The following is a 20,683-nucleotide window of genomic DNA, read 5'->3' as shown; positions in this document are numbered from 1 at the left end:
CCTTATGGAGCCTGTGCCACTGGCGGTTTGCGCGCGGTGATATCGAACAGGGTGTAGCCCAGGGTCAGGTGCTTCACGTCCTTGGGTAGATCCCTGTCGACGATGAAACGCACCGGCATCTCGATGCGCTCGCCCGGTTGCAACACCTGCTGGGTGAAGCAGAAACACTCGGTCTTGTGAAAGAAGGCCGCCGCCTTCGAGGGCGATACGCTGGGAATCGCCTGCGCGCTCATCGGCTGGTCGCTGGGGTTGTAGGCCACGAACAGCATGTCGCGCGCTTCCCCCGGATGGACCAGGATCTCGTCAGCCTGCGGGCCGAACTCCCAGACCATGCCGGCGGCGTTGGTGGCGAGAAACTGCACGCGCACCTGACGCTGCTCATCCACCATTTGCTCGCCCTGGTAGGCCCCGGCCGTCTTGCCGTTGATACCGAACACCCGGCACATGGCGTCGTAGAACGGCGGCAGGATGAAGATGCCGAAGCAGAACATCACCACCACCACGAGCAGCAGACGGGTAACCAGGCGACGAGTCGCGATGACCTCGCTCACGGCAGACCTCCTATTTCACTTCCGGTGGCGTGCTGAAGGTGTGATAGGGCGCCGGTGACGGCACCGTCCACTCCAGGCCTTCGGCACCGTCCCAGGGTTTCGCCGGGGCCGGCTTGCCACCGCGAATGCACTTGATGACGATGAACAGGAACAGCAGCTGGGTGGCCCCGAACATGAAGGCACCGATGCTGGAGACCATGTTGAAGTTGGCGAACATCATGTTGTAGTCGGGGATACGCCGCGGCATGCCGGCCAGGCCAACGAAGTGCATCGGGAAGAACGCCAGGTTCATGCCGATGAAGCTCATCCAGAAATGCAGCTTGGCCAGGGTTTCGTCATACATGTGGCCGGTCCATTTCGGCAGCCAGTAGTAGGCCGAGGCGAAGATGCCGAAGATCGCACCGGGTACCAGCACGTAGTGGAAGTGCGCCACCACGAAGTAGGTGTCGTGGTACTGGAAGTCCGCCGGGGCGATGGCCAGCATCAGCCCGGAGAAGCCGCCGATGGTGAACAGGATGACGAAGGCCACCGAGAACAGCATCGGCGCCTCGAAGGTCATCGAGCCCTGCCACATGGTGCTGGCCCAGTTGAACACCTTCACCCCGGTGGGCACGGCAATCAGCATGGTGGCGTACATGAAGAACAGCTCGCCGGTCAGCGGAATGCCGACGGTGAACATGTGGTGCGCCCAGACGATGAACGACAGGAAGGCGATCGAGGCGGTGGCGTAGACCATCGAGGTGTAGCCGAACAGCGGCTTGCGCGCGAAGGCCGGAATGATCGAGCTGACCGCGCCGAAGGCGGGCAGGATCATGATGTACACCTCGGGGTGGCCGAAGAACCAGAACACGTGCTGGAACAAGACCGGATCACCACCACCGGCAGCATTGAAGAAGCTGGTGCCGAAGTGGATGTCCATCAGCATCATGGTCACGCAGCCAGCCAATACCGGCATCACCGCGATCAACAGGAAGGCGGTGATCAGCCAGGTCCAGACGAACAGCGGCATCTTCATCAGCGTCATGCCGGGGGCGCGCAGGTTGAGGATGGTGGCGACCACGTTGATCGCCCCCATGATCGAACTGATGCCCATCAGGTGGATGGCGAAGATGAAGAAGGTGGTGCTCTCCGGCCCGTAGGTCGTCGACAGCGGCGCATAGAACGTCCAGCCGAAGTTCGGCCCTCCGCCCTCCATGAACAGCGTGCTGATCAACAGGCCAAAGGCCGCTGGCAGCAGCCAGAAGCTGAAGTTGTTCATCCGTGGCAGGGCCATGTCCGGCGCGCCGATCATCAGCGGGATCATCCAGTTGGCCAGGCCGACGAAGGCCGGCATCACCGCGCCGAAGACCATGATCAGGCCGTGCATGGTGGTCATCTGGTTGAAGAATTCCGGCTGCACGATCTGCAGGCCCGGCTGGAACAACTCGGCGCGAATCACCATCGCCATCGAGCCGCCGAGCAGGAACATGCAGAAGCTGAACCACAGGTACATCGTGCCGATGTCCTTGTGGTTGGTGGTCAGCACCCAGCGCATCAGGCCCTTGGCCGGGCCATGGTGGTGGTCAGTATGACCGTGGTCGATCACTGCACTCATGTCCTTACTCCTGCGCCTTGGAGAAATCGAGAATGTCCTTGGGCGTGACCATGTCACCGACATTGTTGCCCCAGGCGTTGCGCTCGTAGGTGATGATGGCGGCCAGATCGACCGGCGACAGCTGCTTGCCGAAGGCGGCCATGGAGGTGCCCGGCTTGCCGTTGTAGACGATGTCGATATGCCCCTCGGCTGGCCCCTTGGCGATGGCCGAGCCCTTGAGCGCTGGGAACATCGGTGGCAAACCTTCACCATTAGGCTGGTGGCAGGCTGCGCAGGCAGTAACGTAGGCGTTCTCGCCACGCGCCATCAGCTCTTCCATGGTCCATTCCTTGCTGGTCAGCTCACGCTCGGCGGCGGCTGCCTCCTTGCGCTCGGCCAGCCAGGCATCGAAGTCTTCCTTGGACTTGGCCTCGACCACCACCGGCATGAAACCGTGGTCCTTACCGCACAGCTCGGTGCACTGGCCGCGGTAGATGCCGGGCTCCTCGATACGCGTCCAGGATTCGTTGATGAATCCGGGGATGGCGTCCTTCTTCACTGCCAGTGCCGGCACCCACCAGGAGTGGATGACATCGGCGGCGGTGATCAGGAAACGCACCTTGGTGCCCACCGGCACCACCAGTGGCTCATCGACTTCCAGCAGGTAGTGTTCGCCCTTGGCTTCGCGGTTGTTGATCTGCGAACGCGGCGTGGTCAGGTTGCTGAAGAACTCGACGTCCTGACCCAGGTATTTGTAGTGCCACTTCCATTGGTAGCCAGTGACCTGAATATCCAGCTCGGACTCGGAAGTGTCGTAGATCTCGATCAGCGTCTTGGTCGCCGGGATCGCCATCACCACCAGAATGGCCAGCGGCACCACGGTCCAGAGAATCTCGACGGTGGTGCTTTCGTGAAAATGCGCGGGTTTCTGGCCGGTGGAGCGGCGGTGCATGATCATCGACCAGAACATGGCGCCGAACACGATCACACCGATCACAACGCAGATCCAGAAAATGGTCATGTGCAGATCGAACACGGAGCGGCTGACGTCGGTTACACCGGGCGCCATATTGACCGTCCACTGCGCGTGCGCCGAGCCTAATGCCAGCCACAGCAGGAGGCCCATCCAGACTCGTGGATGTCGCATCATTGCGGGTTCCCCTTGATTGTTCTTGTTATCCCGCCGGCTGAGCCTGCGGCTAAGGGATCGACTGCCATGGAGCGACAAGGCGGACTCACTGTCCGCGCACCGCGCTCAACTGCTGGCGACTACTGCCGAAACCTCTCCGTGCCTGAGCTCGTCCGGTTCCATCAGGTACTGCCTTTCGAACTCGAGTATAGACGGCGAGTTTCACCTCGCAACGTGCGTGCAAAAATGGCCGAAGGCGCGCAAGCCTTGTCCTAAACGCCCCGAATGACGCGGGGTGTAGCCGTTCTGATACAGGTAGTTATAGCTAACTCGCATAAGTATGAAAAAATTATGACAATCGCGTCTTAGCCCGACCAAACGGCCGGCTAATGTTCACGCCCATGTCCTGAAATGTAGGAGCCGTCATGAACACCGCTGCCCTTCGTCAATTGATCGCTCAGGCTCGCCAGCAGGAAAGCGGCAGCCAGGCTCTCTCGCGCTTCCTGCAGACTCAGCTGGAGCGCCTGCACCCGTCCATCCGCCTGCCGAAGGAGGATGCGCCAGGGGTTCTGAGCGCATTCGTCATCGCTTATATCGAGGAGGTGCCGGATGTGCTCGATGCCGCTGCCGAGGTCGCGCGCGAAGCGGGAATCGAGGCCGCTGTGAAACCGGTGCTGAAGATCGCCGAGCATTTCTTCCTGCAGCCACCGGCGCTGATGGAAGGCCACGAAGGACTCGAAGGCCTGCTCGACGAGGCCTATCTGGCCCATCGCCTGGTGGAGGAGGTCAATGACCGCTATATCGCCCACCTCGGCCAGCCGCTGATCCCGCTGGACACCACGCGCGCCAATCTGATCGCCCATCAGTTGATCGGCGAACCCTTCGCCAATCAGCTCGATGAGGCTGTGCATCATGCCCTGACCGGTATGCTCGACGACGCCAGTTTCGACCAACCCTCGGTGCAGGCCTACCGCGAGCGCCTGGCGGCGCCGGATACCGCATCGGCCTGGCAGCGCTGGCCCTGCCTGTCACAGCAACTGGGTGTGGAACTGCAGCTCAAGGGTTGATCGCCAGCAGGATCAGCGACAGGGTCAGCAGCGAACCGAGGGTGGAAAACAGGATCGCCCGCGACACCAGCGCCGCCTGGCGCTGGTAATACTCGGCCAGCATGAACGGCCCGGTGCCGGTTGGCAGTGCGCTGAGCAGCAACGCGGCATGCGCCCAGAAGGCTGGCAGGTCGAGCAGCACGAACGCGATGAACCAGGTCACCAGCGGTTGCAGCACCAGCTTCAGCGCCACCAGCGGCCAGGCGCCTTCGCTCGGCCCGCTCTGGCGCTGCGCCAGGAACAATCCCAGCGACACCAGTGCACAGGGTACGGTGGCCGCGCCGAGCAAGCGGAGAAACTCGTCCAGTGCCGCGGGCATCTGCACGCCACCAAAGGCCCAGGCAGCACCGAGCAGTGGCGCGACCACCAGCGGGTTCTTCAACAGGGCGGTGACCACCTGAACGATGGCACCACCCAGCCCCTTCTTGCTCTGCAGACCTACTTCGATGCACACCACCGCCAGGCCGAACAGCACGCAGACCACCAGCAGCGAGGCGATCAGCGCGGGCGCCATGCCTTCCTCACCCAGTACCAGCACGCACAGTGGAATGCCGATATAGCCAGTGTTGGCATAACCGGCGCTGAGCCCATCGATGCTGGCGTCGACCAGGCTGCCGGTGGTTTGCCAGCGGTATGCCAGGGTGACGAGAAACACCGCGAGCATGCCGCCGGTGAAGGCGAGCAGGAAACCGGGTTGCCAGATCTGCGCCCAGTCGGCCTTGGCCGTGAGGCTGAAGAGCAGGGCCGGCAGGCCGAGCCAGACCACGAAGCGGTTCATCTCCGATGCCGCGGTCGGCCCCAGGCGATTGGTTCGCCGGCAGATGTAGCCGACCAGGATCAGACCGAAGATCGGCAACAGGACGTTGAGAACGGTGGACATCAGGCTACGCCGTCGACAGGAAGAGGCCGAGACTAGGGCGCAGAACCGTGCAGAGCAAGCCGCGCGCTGTGATTCGTGTCCGTCACTGGGCGTCTAGCTCAGACCTGCCGGGCAATGCCCGACGCCCTCGCGAGCCTGAGCATGCAAGCGTTGTTGAACGAAATTCTCGATGAAGTCCGCCCACTGATCGGCCAGGGCAAGGTGGCCGACTACATTCCCGCACTGGCCAGCGTGGTGCCCGATCAACTGGGCATCGCCGTGTATGGCAACGACGGCCAGGTGCATGTCGCCGGCGATGCCCGCACGCCTTTCTCGATCCAGAGCATTTCCAAGGTGTTCAGCCTGGTCCAGGCCATCGGCCACAGCGGCGAAAGCATCTGGCAGCGCCTCGGCCACGAGCCGTCCGGGCAGCCGTTCAACTCGCTGGTGCAGTTGGAGTTCGAGCGTGGCAAGCCGCGCAATCCGTTCATCAATGCCGGCGCCCTGGTCATCTGCGACATCAACCAGTCGCGCTACGCCGCACCGGCGCTATCGATGCGCGACTTCGTCCGGCGCCTGTCGGGCAACCCCGAAGTGACGGTGGACAACCATGTCGCCGAGTCGGAGTACCAGCACCGCGCGCGCAACGCGGCCGCAGCCTACCTGATGCAGTCGTTCGGCAATTTTCACAACGAAGTCGAGGCGGTGCTGCGCAGCTACTTCAGCTGCTGCGCGCTGCGCATGAGCTGCGTCGACCTGGCGCGTGCCTTCGGCTTCCTGGCCAATGAAGGTTTCTGCCAGCACAGTGGCGAACAGGTGTTGTCGCCCCGCCAGACCAAGCAGATCAACGCCATCATGGCTACCAGCGGCCTGTACGACGAAGCCGGCAACTTCGCTTATCGCGTCGGTCTGCCGGGCAAGAGCGGCGTCGGCGGCGGCATCGTCGCGGTGGTACCAGGGCAGTTCAGTGTCTGTGTGTGGTCACCGGAGTTGAACGCCGCAGGTAACTCCCTGGCCGGGATCAAGGCGCTGGAGCTGCTCAGCGAGCGCATCGGCTGGTCGGTGTTCTGATTCGATAGGGTATGGTCGCAGCAGGCCGCGCCGTCGTGCGGCCACTGACGAAAAGACCAGGAGTGCCCATGTCGATGCCCGAATACCACATGTTCGCCGCTGCGCCCGCGCCGGTCGCACCGTTCTCCCACGCCTGCGAAGCCGATGGCTGGGTATTTATCACCGGCCAGTTGCCCATCGATCCAGGCAACGAAGCGGCGCCGCTGCCCGAAGGCATCGAGGCGCAAACCCACAAGACCTTCGACAACCTGCTGGTAGTGCTCAACGGCCTGGGCCTGGGGTTGGAAAACGTGGTCTCGGCGCGCGCGTTCCTCACTGACTTCTATAGCGATTACGAGCGCTTCAACGCGGTTTACGCCAGCTACTTCCCCGAAGGCAAACGCCCGGCGCGCACCTGCATCGGCACCACCGGGCTGGCGCGGCACGCGCTGGTGGAGATCGATTTCATCGCTCGCCGGCCATAGGGCCTGTTGAGCTTTTGTAGGAGTCGCGCCCCGCGACGAATGCGGTGTACACCCTCGATTTCACTGAGTGGCAACAATCGCTTCGCCCCTAGGCGGGGCTCCTACAGGTGTGCGCTATGGCCTGCACAGGGTTGCAACGACCCTTTTACAAACCACAGACGCTGCCGTCGCTACGCGGGTCCGCAGCGCCTTCGAGAACGCCGCTGGGGTGGCGTAGCAGCGCGCCAGCGTGGCCCATGGTGTCGCTGAAGGCTTCGTCCAGCACCTCGATCACATGGCCGGCGGCGCGCAATTGCTCGATCAGCTCGGCGGAGAAGCGATTCTCCAGCTTGAGACTGGTGCTGACGTCGCCCCAGGTGCGCCCCAGCAGCCAGCGCGGCGCGGTGATGGCGGCCTGCAGGTCGCTGCCCAGACGATAACGGCTGAACAGCGCGGCCTGGGTTTGCGGTTGGCCTTCGCCGCCCATGGTGCCGTAGCTCAGCACGCGGCCGTCGTCGAACAACGCCAGCGCCGGGTTGAGAGTGTGGAACGGCTTGCGTCCAGGCTCCAAGGCCTGCAGCGCGGCCGGGTCGAGGGAGAAGCTGATGCCGCGGTTCTGCCAGGCCACGCCGCTGGACGGCAGCACCATGCCGGAGCCGAACTCCCAGTACACACTCTGGATAAAGCTCACCGCGCGGCCTTCGCTGTCGATGCAGCCCATCCAGATGGTGTCGCCGGGGGAGGTCGGGCGCGGCCATTCCAGGGCGCTGTCAGGGTCGACCGCCGCCGCCAGAGCATCGAGGTTTTCCGGGGCGAGGAAGCCTTGCGGGTCGGCCGGCACGCGGCGCGGGTCGGTGACCACACGATCACGGATCATGAATGCCTGTTTGGTCGACTCGACCAGGCCATGCACATGGGCGAAGCCTTCGGCCTCGACGACCTTGAGGCGCTCGAACACGCCGAGGATCAGTAGCGAGGCCAGACCCTGGGTTGGCGGTGGCATGTTGTACAGGGTGGCGTCGCCCAAACGCACCTGCAGCGGGGTAACCACCTGGGCCTGGTAGGCCTGCAGATCGGCCAGGCGCAGCGGGCTGCCCAGTTGTTCCAGCTCGGCAGCCATGCGCGTAGCCAGCTCGCCTCGGTAGAAGTCATCCAGGCCTTTTTCTGCCAGGTGCGCCAGGGTGTCGCCCAAAGCCGTCTGCTTCATCAGGCTGCCTTCGGCGGGCACCTGACCATTGTTCAGATAGACATCGGCGAAACCCGGCACGTCCTTGAGTTCATCGAACTTGACCCGCGTCAGATGCGCCTGGCTGCGGCTGACAACGATACCGTTGCGCGCCTGGCCAATAGCCTCGGCGAGCAAGTCGCGCAGCGGCAGCGGCGTACCCCATGCGGATGCCACTTCCAGAGCCTTGGCCCAGCCGCCGATGGTCCCGGCGACGGTAAGCGCGGCCGTCGGACCACGGCTGGGGATCGCCTCCAGGCCAGCGTAGAACGCGCGATCAGCCAGGGCCGCGCTGCTACCGCAGGCGTCGATGGCCACCGGGGCCTTGCCCGGCTCGTGGATCAGCCAGAAGCCGTCACCGCCAATGGCGTTCATGTGCGGATAGACCACCGCGATGCTGGCAGCCGCGGCGACCATGGCTTCGACAGCGTTGCCGCCTGCCTTGAGCACGTCACGGCCGGCCTGGGCGGCCAGGTGATGGGGGGCGACGAAAATGCCGCGGGTGGCGTGGGTACTTTTCAGCATGATCGTTCCTCAGAGGGCAAAGGCGCCAAACAGCATGCGTACTGCTGTAAGGGCCAAAAACAGGGCAAACAGACGGCGCAGCAGGCGCGCGTTGATGGCATGGGCGATGCGTGCGCCCCAGGGCGCGGTGAGCATGGTCACCGGCACGATCATCGCCAGGCCGAGCAGGTTGACATAGCCCAGGGTGGCCGGTGGCAGGTTGTCCGCACCCAGGCCGTTGATCAGGTAGGCCAGGGCGCCGGGCAGGCTGATCACCACGCCCAGGGCGGCGCCGGTGCCCACGGCAATGTGCATGGGCGTGCGGCAGGCATTGAGGATCGGCACGCTGAGGGTGCCGCCGCCAATGCCCATCAGGGTCGACAGGCTGCCGATGAACACCCCGAGCACACTGGTACCGGCTGTGCCGGGCAGCCCGTCGCGCAGGCTCAGGTTGCGCTCGACCGCCATGTTCAGCGCCACCAGCAGGGCGATCACAGCGAAGATCGCCGCCAGCACCTGGCCGCTGAGATAGCCGCTTAGCAACGCACCGATCAGCACGCCGATCAGGGTGCCGGGTATCAGCGGCTTGAGCAGTTCAGGCTTGAGCCCGCCGCGCTTGTAGTGCGCCCTGGCGGAGATGATCGAGGTCGGCACGATGGCCGCCAGCGAGGTGCCGACCGCCACGTGCATACGTACTTCAGGATCAATGCCGAGCAGGGTGAACAGGTGATACAGCACCGGCACGATGACGATACCGCCACCGACGCCGAGCAAGCCGGCGAGAATGCCGGCCACCGCGCCGGTCAGCAGCAGAGCGCTGACCAGCCCGGCCAGCCACAGCGGGCTGTAGGCAGAGAAAAATTCCATAGGCGTTCTCTTATGTGAGGGTTACCAGCCGATTGCCTTAGGCAGCCAGGTCGCCAGGGTCGGGAAGGCGAACACCAGGGCCACGGCGAGCATTTGCAGCGCCACGAAGGGCAGTGCGCCGATGTAGATGTCCTTGGTGCTGATGCCTGGTGGTGCCACGCCCTTGAGGAAGAACAGCGCCCAACCGAACGGTGGCGTGAGGAACGACATCTGCAGGTTCAACGCCACTAGAATCGCCAGCCAGACCATGTCGGTGCCATAGCCCATGAATACCGGCAGGAACATCGGCAGGGCGATGTAGGAGATCTCGATCCACTCCAGAAAGAAACCGAGCACGAACAGCAGCACCATAAGGAACAGGATCGCGCCCAGTTCGCCGCCCGGCAGCAGGCTGAACAGATCATGCACCAGGGCTTCGCCGCCCAGGCCGCGGAAGGCCAGGGAGAACGGCTGCGAGCAGAGCAGGATGAGGAAGATCATCGCGCTGATGCTCAGGGTGCCGTGCAGGGTCTGCTTGAGGGTATCTCGGTTCAGACGTCTGGCGCAGCCGGCGATGACCAGCGCGCCAAGTGCACCGATGGAGGCCGCTTCGGTCGGCGCGGCCAGGCCGCCGATGATCGAGCCAAGCACACAGACCACCAGCAGCAGCGGCGGCAATACCGATTTGGCGATGTTCTGCCACAGCTGTTTGCGGCTGATCAGCGCGCGCTCCTCGGCAGGAATCGCCGGCACCCACTGCGGGCGCAGCCAGCCGAGCAGCAGAATGTAGACGATGTAGACGCCGGCCAGCATCAGGCTGGGAATAAAGGCGGCGGCGAAGATCGAACCCACCGACTCGCCGAGAATATCGGCCAGCAGAATCAGCACCAGGCTCGGCGGAATGATCTGCCCCAGGGTGCCGGAGGCGCAGATGGTGCCGCAGGCCACGCTGGGTTTGTAGCCGCGGCGCAGCAGCACCGGCAGGGTCAGCAGGCCGATGGTCACCACGGTGGCGCCAACGATACCGGTCGAGGCACCGAGCAGCACGCCGACCAGCACGATGGCCAGGCCCATGCCGCCGTTGAGGCCACCCATGGCTTGGCCAACCGTCTCCAGCATGTCCTCTGCGACCCTGGATTTCTCCAGCATCACCCCCATGAAGGTAAACAGCGGAATCGCCAGCAGCGTGTAGTTGCTGACCACGCCAAACATGCGCGCCGGTAGCAGGCTGAACAGCATCGGGCCGAAACCGATCAGGCCGGCGGCGAAACCGGACACAGCCAGGGAGATGGCCACCGGTACGCCGACCATCATCATCGAGAAAAAGGCGAGCACCATCAGGATTGCCAGCCATTCATTGGGGCTCATGGCAAGGCCTCCTCAGGTGTCGGGTTGGATGCGAGCAGGCTCTTGAGGGCACGCAGGGTGTCAGCAATGCCTTGCAGGGCAAACAGGGCAAAGCCCAGCGGCAGAAAGGCCTTGACCAGAAAGCGATGGGGCAGGCCGCCAGGGTCCGGCGAGCCTTCGCCAATGGCGTAGGACTGCATCATGTAATGCCAGCAGACCCAGGCCAGGAACGCGCCGATCAGGCAGGTCGCCAGGGCACTGAACAGATCCACCGCAGCCTGGGTGCGCGGCTGGAACTTCTCGTAGATGAAGTCCACCCGCACATCGGCACGGTGTTTCAACACGTAGGAGATGCCAAGCAGCGCGATGGGCGAAATCAGAAACCATTCAAGCTCCTGCAACGCCACCGGGCTCACGGAAAAGCCATAGCGGATCAGCACGTTGGCCGACACCAGCAGGACCAGCACCAGCACGCAGCCGCGTGCCAGACTGCCCAGGGTCTCGACCAACTGCTCGATGCGGTTGATCACGGCATGCATCGCCTCACACCCCCAGGTCCATGAAGCCTTTTTCGCCGGTGGCCGACCAGCTGCTGTACTTCTTGCGGAACGCCATGAAGTGATCGTGCACTTTGCGTGTTGCCGGGTCGGCGGCAGCCATGCTGGCGAGGGTGTCGTTGGTCACCTCGCGCAGGCGGGTGATGATGTCGCCCGGCAGCGGCTTGGCGATCACACCTTCATTGGTCACCAGGTCTTCCAGGGCATCGGCGTTGACCGCATCGGACCATGCCAGGCTCTCGGCATTGCAGGCCTGGGCGCAGATGCGCACGATGGCTTGCAGGTCGGCCGGCAGGGTTTCCCAGGCCTTCTTGTTGATGATCAGCTCGGTGACGTTGGTCGGCTCGTGCCAGCCGGTGGTGTAGTAGTTCTTCGCGGCTTTATGCAGGCCCATGCGGCGGTCCTGATAGGGTCCGACGAATTCGGCAGCATCGATCACTCCGCGCTCCAGCGCCGGGAAAATCTCGCCGCCAGGCAGCAGCCTTACCGCCACGCCCAGTTCGCTGTAGACCTTGCCGGCCAGGCCCGGCACACGCATTTTCAGGCCCTTGAGGCTATCGACGTTTTCCAGTGGCTGACGGAACCAGCCGGTCATCTGGGTGCCGGTGTTGCCCATGGGCATCGGCACCAGGCCATGGGGCGCGTAGAGTTCTTCCCAGAGTTGCAGCGCGCCGCCGTTGTACAACCAGGCGTTCATGCCCTGGGTATTCATGCCGAAGGGCACGGCGGTGAAGAACTGCGCGGCGGGGATCTTGCCGGCCCAGAAGAAGGCATTGGCGGCGTTCATTTCCACCATGCCACTGGACACCGCATCGAAGCCTTCCAGCGCCGGGATCAGCTCGCCAGCAGCGAAGTGCTGAATCTTCAGGCGGCCATTGGACATGGCCTCGACACGCTTGCAGAAATCGGTCGGGCTGCCCGGCCCCTGCACATAGAACGGCGAGCCGGGCGCGTAGGCGTTGGTCATCTTCCAGTTGAAGGTTTTCTCGTTGGCAGTGGCGATGCCCGAGGCACCCAGGGTCAGGCCTGCGCCTGCGGCAACGGCTCCAGCACCGAGGAATTTACGACGGTTAAGGCTCATGGGGCGGTCTCCAGTTACACAGTGGCTCCGATCAGCGGGATGGCCTATCGGATGTAAAGTGGTCTGGAAGCCCTAGAGCAACACGCGTGCCAGTAGAAAAATATATATAACTTATTGTTTTATAATGACTTATCTATTTTTTGAAGAATATGGCCGTTAGCCAGACTGCACAAAAAATAAGCACCTCTGGGCTGTCGCTTGCGACGAATCGTCAATACGCCACGGGTAATGAATACATTTGTCAGCAGTGCCAAACCATTTGCATACGATCGGTCCGCTGACCTTGCCTTCAACTGACGAATGTCAGTTATGCACTAGATGAGCGCACTGAGCGCTTTTTTAAGGCGCCGACGCTTCCGGAACAGTGAGAAATAGCTCGATGTATCAGGATGTTACAGGCGAGCACCGCCACGACGGTGCTTCACCCGCGTCATCAGTGCCTTGCAGTCAACCGTGAGAATCTCCGGGTGGTTGAAGATATGCTCGCGCACGAAAGCATCGAAGGTCTCGTAGCTGTCGGTCAACGTGTGGATGTGCAGGCTTTTCAGATCACTCATGATGTACAGGCTGACCACCTCCACGGTAGCCGAGAGTCGCTCGGCGACGGCTTCGATAGCATGCGGCGCGACAGTAAGATCGACGAAGGTGGAAATACCCTTGCCGAGCTTTTCCGGATTCACCACAGCGGTGAATTTCTCGATGACGCCGGTATCGACCAGGGCCTGTACCCGAGTGCGTGCGTGGGCTCTGGATATATTGAGCTGGCGAGCGATATCGGCAAAAGAGGTGCGCGAGTCCTTGATCAGGATATTCAGCAGAGCGTTGTCGAGCTTGTTCATGGCTGTCAGCTTGAAGACGAGGGGGCACTGGCGATGCGCAATGCATGCCAACCTCCCTCTCTCGCCCCCACCTACAGCAGCTTGCGGTACTGCACGAATCCCGAGCGCTCACCGATGCGCTCGTACAGCAGCTTGGCCTGGCTGTTGCTCTCGTGCGTCAGCCAGTGCACCCGTGAACAGCCGGCAGCACGCGCCTGCTCGTAGACATGCTGGATCAGCTGACGACCAACGCCGCCACTGCGCTGGCCCTTGGCGACGAACAGGTCCTGCAGGTAGCAATAGTCACCGGTGGTCCAGGTCGAGCGGTGGATGACCCAGTGCACCAGGCCAATGGCCTGGTCACCCTGCCAGGCCAGGGCGGCGCCCATGGGCTCGGCGGGGTCGAGAAAGCGCTGCCAGGTAACGGCGCTGGTCTCGGCTGGAATCTCGGTCATATAGAAGCGCTGGTAGCCCTGCCACAAGGGCAACCAGGCTTCGTGATCGGCAGCGACTACAGGGCGAATTTCGATGCTCATCGTCCTTCCTCTGTTCGGGCAGGTGGATCAGTCGCTCATCTCACCACAGAGATCGCGCGCCAGCCAGTGTTCAACCTCAGCTTGTGGCAAACCGGCGCCGAGCAGGGCGAACAGCTTGCCCAGTGCCGCCTCGCGGGTCATGCCGCCACAGGACACCAGGCCGACCTCGGCCAGACGGCTGCCGGCCGCATACACACCGAACTGCACATGGCCTTGCGGGCACTGACTGATTGCCGCCAGCACCACACCGCGCTGATGCGCCTCACGCAGCACGCTCATCAATTGCGCATCGCCGGCCGGGCCGGTGCCACTGCCGTAGCACTCCAGCAGCAGCCCCTGCACGCCGCTGGCCAGCAGAGCTTGCAGTTGCCCGGCCTGCACCGCCGGATGCAGTGGCAGCACGGCAAGATTGACCGGCTGGCGCGGCTGGCGGAAGTCGATCCGCGCATCGACCGAGGCCCGTTCGGCCTGACGCTGACGCGGCAGCACCTGGAAGGCATCGAAAGCGTCGCTGCGCAACTTCGAGCAACGTGCGCCATGCAGCAGCTGGCCGTTGAAGTAGAGGTGCACGCCAGGCGCGACGCCGCGATACAGCGCGCGCATGGCGCCGAACAGGTTGGGCCAGGCATCACCGCCATCGACACCGGCCGGCTGCATGGCGCCGGTCAGCACCACCGGCACGTCGAGGCCGAGCAGCAGGAAGCTCAGCGCGGCGGCGCTGTAGGCCAGGGTATCGGTACCATGCAGTACCAGCACGGCGTCGTGGCCATGGGTCTGCACGGCGGTGACGATCTCGTCACGCAGCGCCAGCCAGTGGCCGGTGTTCATGTTGGCGCTGTCGATCAGCGGCAGCAGCTCGCGGAAGGTCCATTGCGGCAGCTCGCTGGCGTTCTCGCTGGCTTGTTGGGTGCGCATGCGCGCCTCGAAACCCGAGGCCGGCGCCAGGCCGTCCGCGCTCATCTGCATGCCGATGGTGCCGCCTGTGTACAGCACCAGGAGTTTTTCTGGGGTCGCCATGGGCTCTCCTCACAAATCACGGGTCTGCGCGACATTCGCAACGTCGCTTACGACTGCCCGAACAATGGCTGCCAAAGCTGGCAGGCAAGAAAAAGGGGGCCTTGCCCCCTTCTTCCATCTGAGTCAGATCAACGCTGGTAGACGCGATCACCGATTTCCGCCTGGTCGGCGGTTTTACCCGGCTGCCCCCCCCAGACGGCAGGGTCGAGGTCCAGATCAGCGAACTGCTTGGCATCGAGTACCGGCGACTCAACACCTGCCTTGATCTGGCTATCGTAGTCGCGCATCAGGCGCAGGCCCACCTTGAACAGCAGCGCCAGGGCAATCAGGTTGCAGATCGCCAGCAGACCCATGGTCACGTCAGCGAAGGCGAACACGGTGCCCAGATCCTGCACCGAACCCCACAGCACCAGGCCGACCACCAGCACGCGGTAGATCATCACCGGGCCGCGCTTCTGGCTGAAGAAGCCCAGGGCGTTCTCACCCAGGTAGTAGTTGTAGATCAGGGTGGTGAAGACGAACAGCAGCAGCGCCAGGCTGACGAACACCCGGCCCCACTCGCCGACCACGGCCGCAACGGCGCTCTGGGTCAGCACCACACCGGCCTGTTCCATGCCCGGCTGATACACGCCGGACAGCAGGATGATCAGCGCGGTGCAGCTGCACAGGATCAGGGTGTCGATGAATACGCTGAGCGACTGCACGATGCCCTGCGCAGCCGGATGCTTGACCTCGGCGACCGCGGCCACGTTCGGCGCACTGCCCAGGCCGGCTTCGTTGGAGAACAGGCCGCGCTTGACGCCCATGATGATGGCCGCGCCGATGCCACCAGCGAAGGCCGGCTCGAGGCCGAAGGCGCTCTTGAAGATCAGGGCGAAGGTGGCTGGAACTTCGGTGATGTTCAGACCGATCACCAGCAGCGCCATGCCCAGGTAGGAGAACGCCATCACCGGCACCAGCACGTCGGCGAACTTGGCGATGCGCTTGATGCCACCGAAGATGATCAGACCGATCACCACGGTCAGGGCAATGCCACTGGCCAGGGTCGGGATACCGAAGGTGTCGTGCAGCGAGCTGGCGACGGTGAAGGACTGCACGGCGTTGAAGCCGAAGCCGAAGGTCACCAGCAGCAGGATCGATACGACGATACCCAGCCAGCGCTGACCGAGACCATGCTGAATGTAGAAAGCCGGGCCGCCGCGGTAGCCGCCATCAGCCTCGCGACGCTTGTACAGCTGCGCCAGCGAGCACTCGAAGTAGCTGGTGGCCATGCCAACCAGGGCCACGACCCACATCCAGAAGATGGCGCCCGGACCACCGAGCATGATCGCCACCGATACACCGGCGATATTGCCGGCGCCCACGCGGCCAGCCACCGAAAGCATCAGCGCCTGGAACGAGCTGAGCTGGCCCGGCTGACGCTGGAATGCCTCGCTGAAGATACGGAACATGCTGCCGAAGTAGCGGAACTGGACGAAGCGTGAGGCGATGGTGAAGAACAGGCCAAGGCCGATCAGCATCACGATCAGCAGCTTGCTCCAGATGAGGTCATTGAGAAGATCGAGCATGGAGGCTTTCTCTCTTGTTGTTCTGAATGGGAATGCGCCGCGCCGGGCGGGTGGCGCAATCTTTGGTGAAGGCGCCGCGCGGGACAATTTCGCAGGTCGCGGCGATCTGATGCGAGTTGATGCTAGAATCGCGTCATTCGCATCAGCTGGAGCGGCCATATGTCCGATTCCCTCGGCAGCAATCTGAAATTGCTTTGCAGCCATTACCGCTCGATTGCCGAGGTATGTCGCAAGCTGGCGATCAACCGCGCGCAGTTCAACCGCTACCTGGCCGGGCAGAGCCGACCGACCACGCACAACCTCAAGCGCATCTGCGATTTCTTCGGTGTAGAACCCTTCGAGCTGGCCATGCCGGCCGAGCAGTTCACCCGCCTGATCGGTGCCCGCAGCGGCGATGCGCAGCAGCAAAGTGGCAACGACCCGCTGCTGGACCTGTTCGCCCCACTGCGCCGTCAGGCCAGCCCGATGGAGCGCTACTGCGGCTACTACTTCGAATACTCCAACTGCATGTCGGTACCGGGACACGTACTGCTGTCACTGGTGCACCTGCGCGAGGAGCGCGGCAACTACCTGTTCGAGCGCCAGGAACGCCAGGAGCGCCAGGAACCCACACGCGGCGGCAGTGAGGACTGGGTGCGCTGTCGCTACCTGGGCACGGCGTTCTTCCTGCAGGACCGCCTGTTTCTGGTGGACTACGAGTCGCTCACCGGCAACGAAATGAGCCAGACCATCCTCATTCCCAGCTTCAAGAGCCGCATCATCCGCCTCAATGGCATCAAGACCGGCGTCTCCAGCGGCGACCGCCGCACACCAGCCTGCACCCGCGTGGTCTGGCAGTACCTGGGCAACGAGATCAACCGGGTCAACGCCTATCGCCAGTTGATGCTCTACGCCCCCGACGACCCGCGCATCGACGACGACATCCGCCAGCGCCTGGGCGGCGCGCAGCTGCGTGCTGGGTTGTTCGAGATGGAGTAGGGCGTTACCCCCGCAGCGCCTCCAGGCGCTGCCTCTGCCGCCCCGCTTCATCGAAGTTATCCACAGCCAGCCAGCGCTCGAAGGCCTCGCGGCATGCCGGCCATTCCCCGTCGATGATGGAGAACCAGGCGGTGTCACGGTTGCGGCCCTTGCGCACCATATGTTGACGGAACAGCCCTTCCTGGCTGAAGCCGAAGCGCTCGGCGGCGCGCAGCGAGCGGGCATTGGCCGCATCGCACTTCCATTCCAGGCGGCGATAACCGAGATCGTCGAAGGCGTGGCGCGCCAGCAGATAGACCGCCTCGGTCGCGCCTGGGGTACGCTGCATCGGCGCGCCGAAGGCGACGTGGCCGATCTCGATGCTGCCGTCCTGCGCGGTGATACGCAGGTAGCTGAACAGCCCCAGGGCGCGGCCGCTGGCCAGGTCGACCACCGCATAGAACAGCGGATCACGGCTCTGCGCATTGCCGGCCAGCCAGGTATCGAAGGCGCCTCGCTCGGTGAAGGGACCGTAGGGCAGATAATCCCAGAGCGCCGGGTCCGGCCCCTGCAGCGCGCGCCACAGATCATCGCCATGCCGCGTGACATCGAGTGCTTCGAGACGCACGAAACGGCCTTGCAAGGTGCGCTGGTCCGGTGTGGGACGGGGTTGCCAGTGAGCGAGATCACGCGTCATCAGAAGAGCTTCCTGTACTGGATGAAACCGGAGCGGTCGCCGATGCGGTCGTAGAGCATACGCCCCTGGTAGTTGCTTTCCTGGGTCAGCCAATGCACGCGGCTGGCACCGGCAGCGCGGGCCTCGGCGTAAACGTGCTCGATCAGCGCGCGGCCGATGCCACCACCACGAATGTGCTCGGCGACGAACAGATCCTGCAGGTAGCAGTAGTCACCACTCGTCCAGCAACTGCGGTGATAGATGAAGTGCACCAGACCGACCGCCTCGCCGTCCTGCCAGGCCAGGGCGGCGTGCATCGGCTCGGCCGGGTCGAGAAAGCGCTGCCAGGTGAGGGCGCTGGTCTCGGTTGGGATCTCGGCCTGGTAGAAACGCTGGTAAGCCTGCCAGAGCGGCAACCAGGCGGCGTGATCGGCAGCGGTGATGGGGCGAATGTCGAGCATGATGGCCTTCCTTCGGTGATCAGTCGGTGGGATTCATCTGCGCCGCCAGTTCGTGGTCGCGCGGGTTGTTGGACGTTGCCAGGCCGGTGCGCACGCCGGCCTGATCGCTGGCTGAGCGGTTCTGGCTGAGCTTCCATTTACCTTCGAGTCGGCGAATCGGCAGGGCGAAGCCGACGATGGCGCGCAGCATGGCGTCGATGTAATCGCGCGGCGCATCGCTGACAGCCCAGGGCTGCGGGCGCCCTTGTTCGTGACGGTCGCTGAGGCGGCTGACCAGTTGCAGCAGGCGCTCCGGCTCGTCGAACACCTCGGCCCGGCCCCAGGCATGCACGGCGATGTAATTCCAGGTCGGCACCACCTTGCCGTGCTCGGCCTTGGCCGGGTACCAGCCAGGGTGCACGTAGGCGTCCGGCCCACTGAACACAACCAGCGCCTCGGCGCCGCTGGCCAGGTCACGCCAGTGCGGATTGGCGCGGGCGAAGTGGCCGTACAGGGTGCCGAGCTCGCCTTCGCCAGGTTCAAGCAACAGCGGCAGATGGCTGGCTTGAAGGCCCTGTGCGCCAGCGCTGGTCACGATGGCCAGTCCACTGGCCTGTATCTGCACGTGCAGGCTGGGCAGATCGTCCTGGCGAAAGGCGGCGGGGCAGTACATGACGTTTTCTCCTGGCGTGATGGGGCCATGCTAGGCAGGATATTGGCCTGACGTAAGGTCCATTACCGACGACTTTGATAGAGCCAATCTACCCATCATGAAACGCTCGCCCGCCTTGCCATTCGACCTTTCCGGCATTCATCTGCAGCCCGGTCAGGGCCTGGCGCGCCAGCTCTACCAGGCCTTGCGCGAGCGCATCCTCGATGGCCGCCTGGCCAGTGGCACGCGCCTGCCGGCAAGCCGTGAGCTGGCCACCCTGCTCGGCATCTCGCGCAACACCGTGACCCGCGCGCTGGACCAGCTGTATGCCGAGGGCTACGTGGCCGGGCGGGTCGGCGATGGCACCTACGTCGCCGAGCTGACGCGCCATCGACCTGCCCCGGTGGCAGCCGTCGCCCCGGCAGCGGCCAGCCCGGCAATGCAGCTGTTGCACAACCATCACCTGGCGATGCCCGCCGCGGGCGCACCGCGCGCCTTTCGTATCGGCGTGCCGGCTTTCGACCTGTTCCCCTTCGAGACCTGGGCACGTCTGCAGGCGCGCTTCTGGCGCAAACCCTCGCTGGCACGACTCGGCTATGGCGACCCCGCTGGCGACCTGCAGCTGCGCGAACTCATCGCCGCCTACCTGCGCAACAGCCGCGGCCTGACCTGCGAGGCGCAGCAGATATTGATCACCTGCGGCTCGCAGCAGGCCAGCAGCCTCTGCGCGCAATTGCTGATTCAACCGGGCGACCGTGTGGCCATTGAAAACCCCGGCTACCGCGCGGCGGGCCATGCCTTCGCCGTGGCCGGCGCGCAGCTGTGCGGCGTGCCGGTGGACCATGACGGCCTGGACGTCGACGCCCTGCAGCGTCTGAACGATTGCCGGCTGGCCTATGTCACGCCCGCGCACCAGTACCCCGCCGGCGTCACCCTGTCGCTGCCCAGGCGCCTGGCCTTGCTGGAGTGGGCCAAGCGCGTGAATGGCTGGATCATCGAGGACGACTACGACGGCGAGTACCGCTACAGCGGCACGCCACTCGCGCCCTTGGCAGCGCTGGATGACCAGCAACGGGTGATCTACATCGGCACCTTCGGCAAGCTCGCCTTTCCGGCGTTGCGCCTGGGCTATCTGGTGCTGCCGCCAGCGCTGGCCGAGCCTTTCGCGAGGCGCCAGGCGCTGGAGATACGCCACTCGGAGGTCGGCACCCAGGCAGTGATGGCCGAATTCATCGCTTCTGGGCACTTCCAGCGCCATGTGCGACGTATGCGTCAGACGGCGCGCAGCCGCCGTGACGCCTTGCTCACGGCGTGGCCGCAGGCGATTCCCGGATGCTCGCCGTTACCGGCCGTGGAAGCCGGTCTGCACCTGAGTATCAAGGTCGAGAGCCTGGCCCGTGAGCGTGAGTTGATTGCCGCCGCACGCGCAGCCGGTATCGAGATGACCCCCTTGAGCGATTACTGGCTGCCCGCTAGTGAAACGGCTGATGACGCCCGCGCCGGGCTGGTGCTGGGCTTCGCTGCGGTGCCCGAGGCGCAGATCATCGAGGCGGTGCAGACGCTACGTCGGGCCTGGAGGCTGTAATGCAGGCCAACCGGCGGTGCGCGCGGCGCACCCTACGGCAGCCATCCTTGAATGACAGGAAAAAACTGCCGGGAGCAGTTTTTGACGTCGCTTGCGACGGCCCGAAGGGGGGCGCCTCTAAAAACGTTGGCGAGGCAGTCAG

At 63.9% G+C, this 20,683-nt stretch carries 21 protein-coding genes; 5 read left to right on the top strand and 16 right to left on the bottom strand.

Annotation, left to right across the window (positions count from 1 at the left end; translation table 11 throughout):
• Positions 1-2: 2 nt before the first annotated feature.
• The 3 genes from BLT86_RS20150 to coxB are packed head-to-tail and all read right to left on the bottom strand — an operon-like array spanning position 3 to position 3,274.
• Complete coding sequence (locus BLT86_RS20150) at positions 3-551, bottom strand: cytochrome c oxidase assembly protein (RefSeq protein ID WP_021487544.1); 549 nt, start codon at positions 549-551, stop codon at positions 3-5.
• 10 nt (positions 552-561) lie between these two features.
• Complete coding sequence (gene ctaD, locus BLT86_RS20145; protein WP_092379143.1) at positions 562-2,145, bottom strand: cytochrome c oxidase subunit I; 1,584 nt, start codon at positions 2,143-2,145, stop codon at positions 562-564.
• A 4-nt stretch (positions 2,146-2,149) separates the two neighbouring features.
• Complete coding sequence (gene coxB, locus BLT86_RS20140) at positions 2,150-3,274, bottom strand: cytochrome c oxidase subunit II (RefSeq protein WP_092379140.1); 1,125 nt, start codon at positions 3,272-3,274, stop codon at positions 2,150-2,152.
• 404 nt (positions 3,275-3,678) lie between these two features.
• Between coxB and BLT86_RS20135 the strand changes: the two genes are divergently transcribed.
• Positions 3,679-4,320 carry a hypothetical protein gene (locus BLT86_RS20135; protein WP_092379137.1) on the top strand — a complete coding sequence of 214 codons (642 nt, stop codon included), beginning with the start codon at positions 3,679-3,681 and terminating at the stop codon, positions 4,318-4,320.
• On the opposite strand, the gene BLT86_RS20130 is transcribed toward BLT86_RS20135, so the two are convergent.
• Positions 4,310-5,239: an AEC family transporter gene (locus BLT86_RS20130; RefSeq protein WP_092379133.1), complete on the bottom strand. Its 930-nt coding sequence runs from the start codon at positions 5,237-5,239 to the stop codon at positions 4,310-4,312. The two genes, BLT86_RS20135 and BLT86_RS20130, sit on opposite strands and share 11 nt — an antisense overlap.
• 141 nt (positions 5,240-5,380) lie before the next feature.
• Here BLT86_RS20130 and glsB point away from each other — a divergent pair, with 141 nt between their 5' ends.
• Together glsB and BLT86_RS20120 are read left to right on the top strand one after the other, a co-directional pair.
• The gene (glsB, locus tag BLT86_RS20125) at positions 5,381-6,289 is read left to right on the top strand and encodes a glutaminase B (protein ID WP_017676402.1); all 909 of its coding nucleotides are present in this window, start codon (positions 5,381-5,383) and stop codon (positions 6,287-6,289) included.
• 68 nt (positions 6,290-6,357) lie between these two features.
• On the top strand, positions 6,358-6,753 hold the full coding sequence (locus BLT86_RS20120) for a RidA family protein (RefSeq protein WP_017676401.1): 396 nt from the start codon (positions 6,358-6,360) through the stop codon (positions 6,751-6,753).
• Between the two features lie 145 nt (positions 6,754-6,898).
• On the opposite strand, the gene BLT86_RS20115 is transcribed toward BLT86_RS20120, so the two are convergent.
• From BLT86_RS20115 to BLT86_RS20075, 9 genes are all read right to left on the bottom strand, one after another.
• Positions 6,899-8,482 carry a gamma-glutamyltransferase family protein gene (locus BLT86_RS20115; protein ID WP_017676400.1) on the bottom strand — a complete coding sequence of 528 codons (1,584 nt, stop codon included), beginning with the start codon at positions 8,480-8,482 and terminating at the stop codon, positions 6,899-6,901.
• A 9-nt stretch (positions 8,483-8,491) separates the two neighbouring features.
• Positions 8,492-9,328 (bottom strand): sulfite exporter TauE/SafE family protein, encoded by an 837-nt coding sequence (locus BLT86_RS20110; RefSeq protein WP_017676399.1) that lies wholly within the window; start codon positions 9,326-9,328, stop codon positions 8,492-8,494.
• Positions 9,329-9,349: 21 nt separating this feature from the next.
• The gene (locus tag BLT86_RS20105) at positions 9,350-10,675 is read right to left on the bottom strand and encodes a TRAP transporter large permease (RefSeq protein ID WP_092379130.1); all 1,326 of its coding nucleotides are present in this window, start codon (positions 10,673-10,675) and stop codon (positions 9,350-9,352) included.
• Complete coding sequence (locus tag BLT86_RS20100) at positions 10,672-11,193, bottom strand: TRAP transporter small permease subunit (protein ID WP_017676397.1); 522 nt, start codon at positions 11,191-11,193, stop codon at positions 10,672-10,674. Before BLT86_RS20100 ends, BLT86_RS20105 begins: the two co-directional genes overlap by 4 nt.
• A 4-nt stretch (positions 11,194-11,197) precedes the next feature.
• Positions 11,198-12,292, bottom strand: coding sequence for a TRAP transporter substrate-binding protein (locus BLT86_RS20095; RefSeq protein ID WP_017676396.1), 1,095 nt, complete (start codon positions 12,290-12,292; stop codon positions 11,198-11,200).
• A 392-nt stretch (positions 12,293-12,684) separates the two neighbouring features.
• Positions 12,685-13,131, bottom strand: coding sequence for an Lrp/AsnC family transcriptional regulator (locus BLT86_RS20090; RefSeq protein WP_017676395.1), 447 nt, complete (start codon positions 13,129-13,131; stop codon positions 12,685-12,687).
• A gap of 71 nt (positions 13,132-13,202) precedes the next feature.
• Entirely contained in the window at positions 13,203-13,646 is a 444-nt protein-coding gene (locus BLT86_RS20085) for a GNAT family N-acetyltransferase (protein WP_017676394.1), read from the bottom strand.
• Positions 13,647-13,673: 27 nt separating this feature from the next.
• Complete coding sequence (locus tag BLT86_RS20080) at positions 13,674-14,663, bottom strand: asparaginase (protein WP_017676393.1); 990 nt, start codon at positions 14,661-14,663, stop codon at positions 13,674-13,676.
• Between the two features lie 128 nt (positions 14,664-14,791).
• Positions 14,792-16,231, bottom strand: a complete 1,440-nt coding sequence (locus BLT86_RS20075) for an alanine/glycine:cation symporter family protein (RefSeq protein ID WP_017676392.1) — start codon at positions 16,229-16,231, stop codon at positions 14,792-14,794.
• A 159-nt stretch (positions 16,232-16,390) separates the two neighbouring features.
• Here BLT86_RS20075 and BLT86_RS20070 point away from each other — a divergent pair, with 159 nt between their 5' ends.
• Entirely contained in the window at positions 16,391-17,209 is an 819-nt protein-coding gene (locus BLT86_RS20070) for a helix-turn-helix domain-containing protein (RefSeq protein WP_017676391.1), read from the top strand.
• A 4-nt stretch (positions 17,210-17,213) separates the two neighbouring features.
• Here the strand turns inward: BLT86_RS20070 and BLT86_RS20065 are convergent, their stop codons facing one another.
• The 3 genes from BLT86_RS20065 to BLT86_RS20055 are packed head-to-tail and all read right to left on the bottom strand — an operon-like array spanning position 17,214 to position 18,977.
• Positions 17,214-17,885: a GNAT family N-acetyltransferase gene (locus BLT86_RS20065; RefSeq protein ID WP_017676390.1), complete on the bottom strand. Its 672-nt coding sequence runs from the start codon at positions 17,883-17,885 to the stop codon at positions 17,214-17,216.
• On the bottom strand, positions 17,885-18,325 hold the full coding sequence (locus BLT86_RS20060; RefSeq protein ID WP_017676389.1) for a GNAT family N-acetyltransferase: 441 nt from the start codon (positions 18,323-18,325) through the stop codon (positions 17,885-17,887). Before BLT86_RS20060 ends, BLT86_RS20065 begins: the two co-directional genes overlap by 1 nt.
• A 19-nt stretch (positions 18,326-18,344) precedes the next feature.
• Positions 18,345-18,977, bottom strand: coding sequence for an FMN-binding negative transcriptional regulator (locus tag BLT86_RS20055; RefSeq protein ID WP_017676388.1), 633 nt, complete (start codon positions 18,975-18,977; stop codon positions 18,345-18,347).
• 97 nt (positions 18,978-19,074) lie between these two features.
• On the opposite strand from BLT86_RS20055, the gene pdxR reads away from it, so the two are divergent.
• Positions 19,075-20,541 carry a MocR-like pyridoxine biosynthesis transcription factor PdxR gene (pdxR, locus tag BLT86_RS20050; RefSeq protein WP_017676387.1) on the top strand — a complete coding sequence of 489 codons (1,467 nt, stop codon included), beginning with the start codon at positions 19,075-19,077 and terminating at the stop codon, positions 20,539-20,541.
• Positions 20,542-20,683: the final 142 nt, after the last annotated feature.

The organism is Pseudomonas sihuiensis (genome assembly GCF_900106015.1).
In the GTDB taxonomy this organism is placed as follows: Bacteria; Pseudomonadota; Gammaproteobacteria; order Pseudomonadales; family Pseudomonadaceae; genus Aquipseudomonas; species Aquipseudomonas sihuiensis.
Note: the sequence above shows the minus strand (reverse complement) of the source record. Positions and strands in the feature narration are given on the sequence as shown.

Coding starts and splice junctions, on each gene's coding strand:
- BLT86_RS20065 (WP_017676390.1), bottom strand. CDS start 17,885: ATGACGCGTGATCTCGCTCACTGGCAACCCCGTCCCACACCGGACCAG.
- BLT86_RS20060 (WP_017676389.1), bottom strand. CDS start 18,325: ATGCTCGACATTCGCCCCATCACCGCTGCCGATCACGCCGCCTGGTTG.
- BLT86_RS20110 (WP_017676399.1), bottom strand. CDS start 9,328: ATGGAATTTTTCTCTGCCTACAGCCCGCTGTGGCTGGCCGGGCTGGTC.
- BLT86_RS20115 (WP_017676400.1), bottom strand. CDS start 8,482: ATGCTGAAAAGTACCCACGCCACCCGCGGCATTTTCGTCGCCCCCCAT.
- BLT86_RS20100 (WP_017676397.1), bottom strand. CDS start 11,193: ATGCATGCCGTGATCAACCGCATCGAGCAGTTGGTCGAGACCCTGGGC.
- BLT86_RS20105 (WP_092379130.1), bottom strand. CDS start 10,675: ATGAGCCCCAATGAATGGCTGGCAATCCTGATGGTGCTCGCCTTTTTC.
- BLT86_RS20120 (WP_017676401.1), top strand. CDS start 6,358: ATGTCGATGCCCGAATACCACATGTTCGCCGCTGCGCCCGCGCCGGTC.
- BLT86_RS20055 (WP_017676388.1), bottom strand. CDS start 18,977: ATGTACTGCCCCGCCGCCTTTCGCCAGGACGATCTGCCCAGCCTGCAC.
- BLT86_RS20130 (WP_092379133.1), bottom strand. CDS start 5,239: ATGTCCACCGTTCTCAACGTCCTGTTGCCGATCTTCGGTCTGATCCTG.
- glsB (WP_017676402.1), top strand. CDS start 5,381: ATGCAAGCGTTGTTGAACGAAATTCTCGATGAAGTCCGCCCACTGATC.
- BLT86_RS20070 (WP_017676391.1), top strand. CDS start 16,391: ATGTCCGATTCCCTCGGCAGCAATCTGAAATTGCTTTGCAGCCATTAC.
- BLT86_RS20090 (WP_017676395.1), bottom strand. CDS start 13,131: ATGAACAAGCTCGACAACGCTCTGCTGAATATCCTGATCAAGGACTCG.
- BLT86_RS20080 (WP_017676393.1), bottom strand. CDS start 14,663: ATGGCGACCCCAGAAAAACTCCTGGTGCTGTACACAGGCGGCACCATC.
- BLT86_RS20075 (WP_017676392.1), bottom strand. CDS start 16,231: ATGCTCGATCTTCTCAATGACCTCATCTGGAGCAAGCTGCTGATCGTG.
- BLT86_RS20085 (WP_017676394.1), bottom strand. CDS start 13,646: ATGAGCATCGAAATTCGCCCTGTAGTCGCTGCCGATCACGAAGCCTGG.
- BLT86_RS20095 (WP_017676396.1), bottom strand. CDS start 12,292: ATGAGCCTTAACCGTCGTAAATTCCTCGGTGCTGGAGCCGTTGCCGCA.
- BLT86_RS20135 (WP_092379137.1), top strand. CDS start 3,679: ATGAACACCGCTGCCCTTCGTCAATTGATCGCTCAGGCTCGCCAGCAG.
- pdxR (WP_017676387.1), top strand. CDS start 19,075: ATGAAACGCTCGCCCGCCTTGCCATTCGACCTTTCCGGCATTCATCTG.
- coxB (WP_092379140.1), bottom strand. CDS start 3,274: ATGATGCGACATCCACGAGTCTGGATGGGCCTCCTGCTGTGGCTGGCA.
- ctaD (WP_092379143.1), bottom strand. CDS start 2,145: ATGAGTGCAGTGATCGACCACGGTCATACTGACCACCACCATGGCCCG.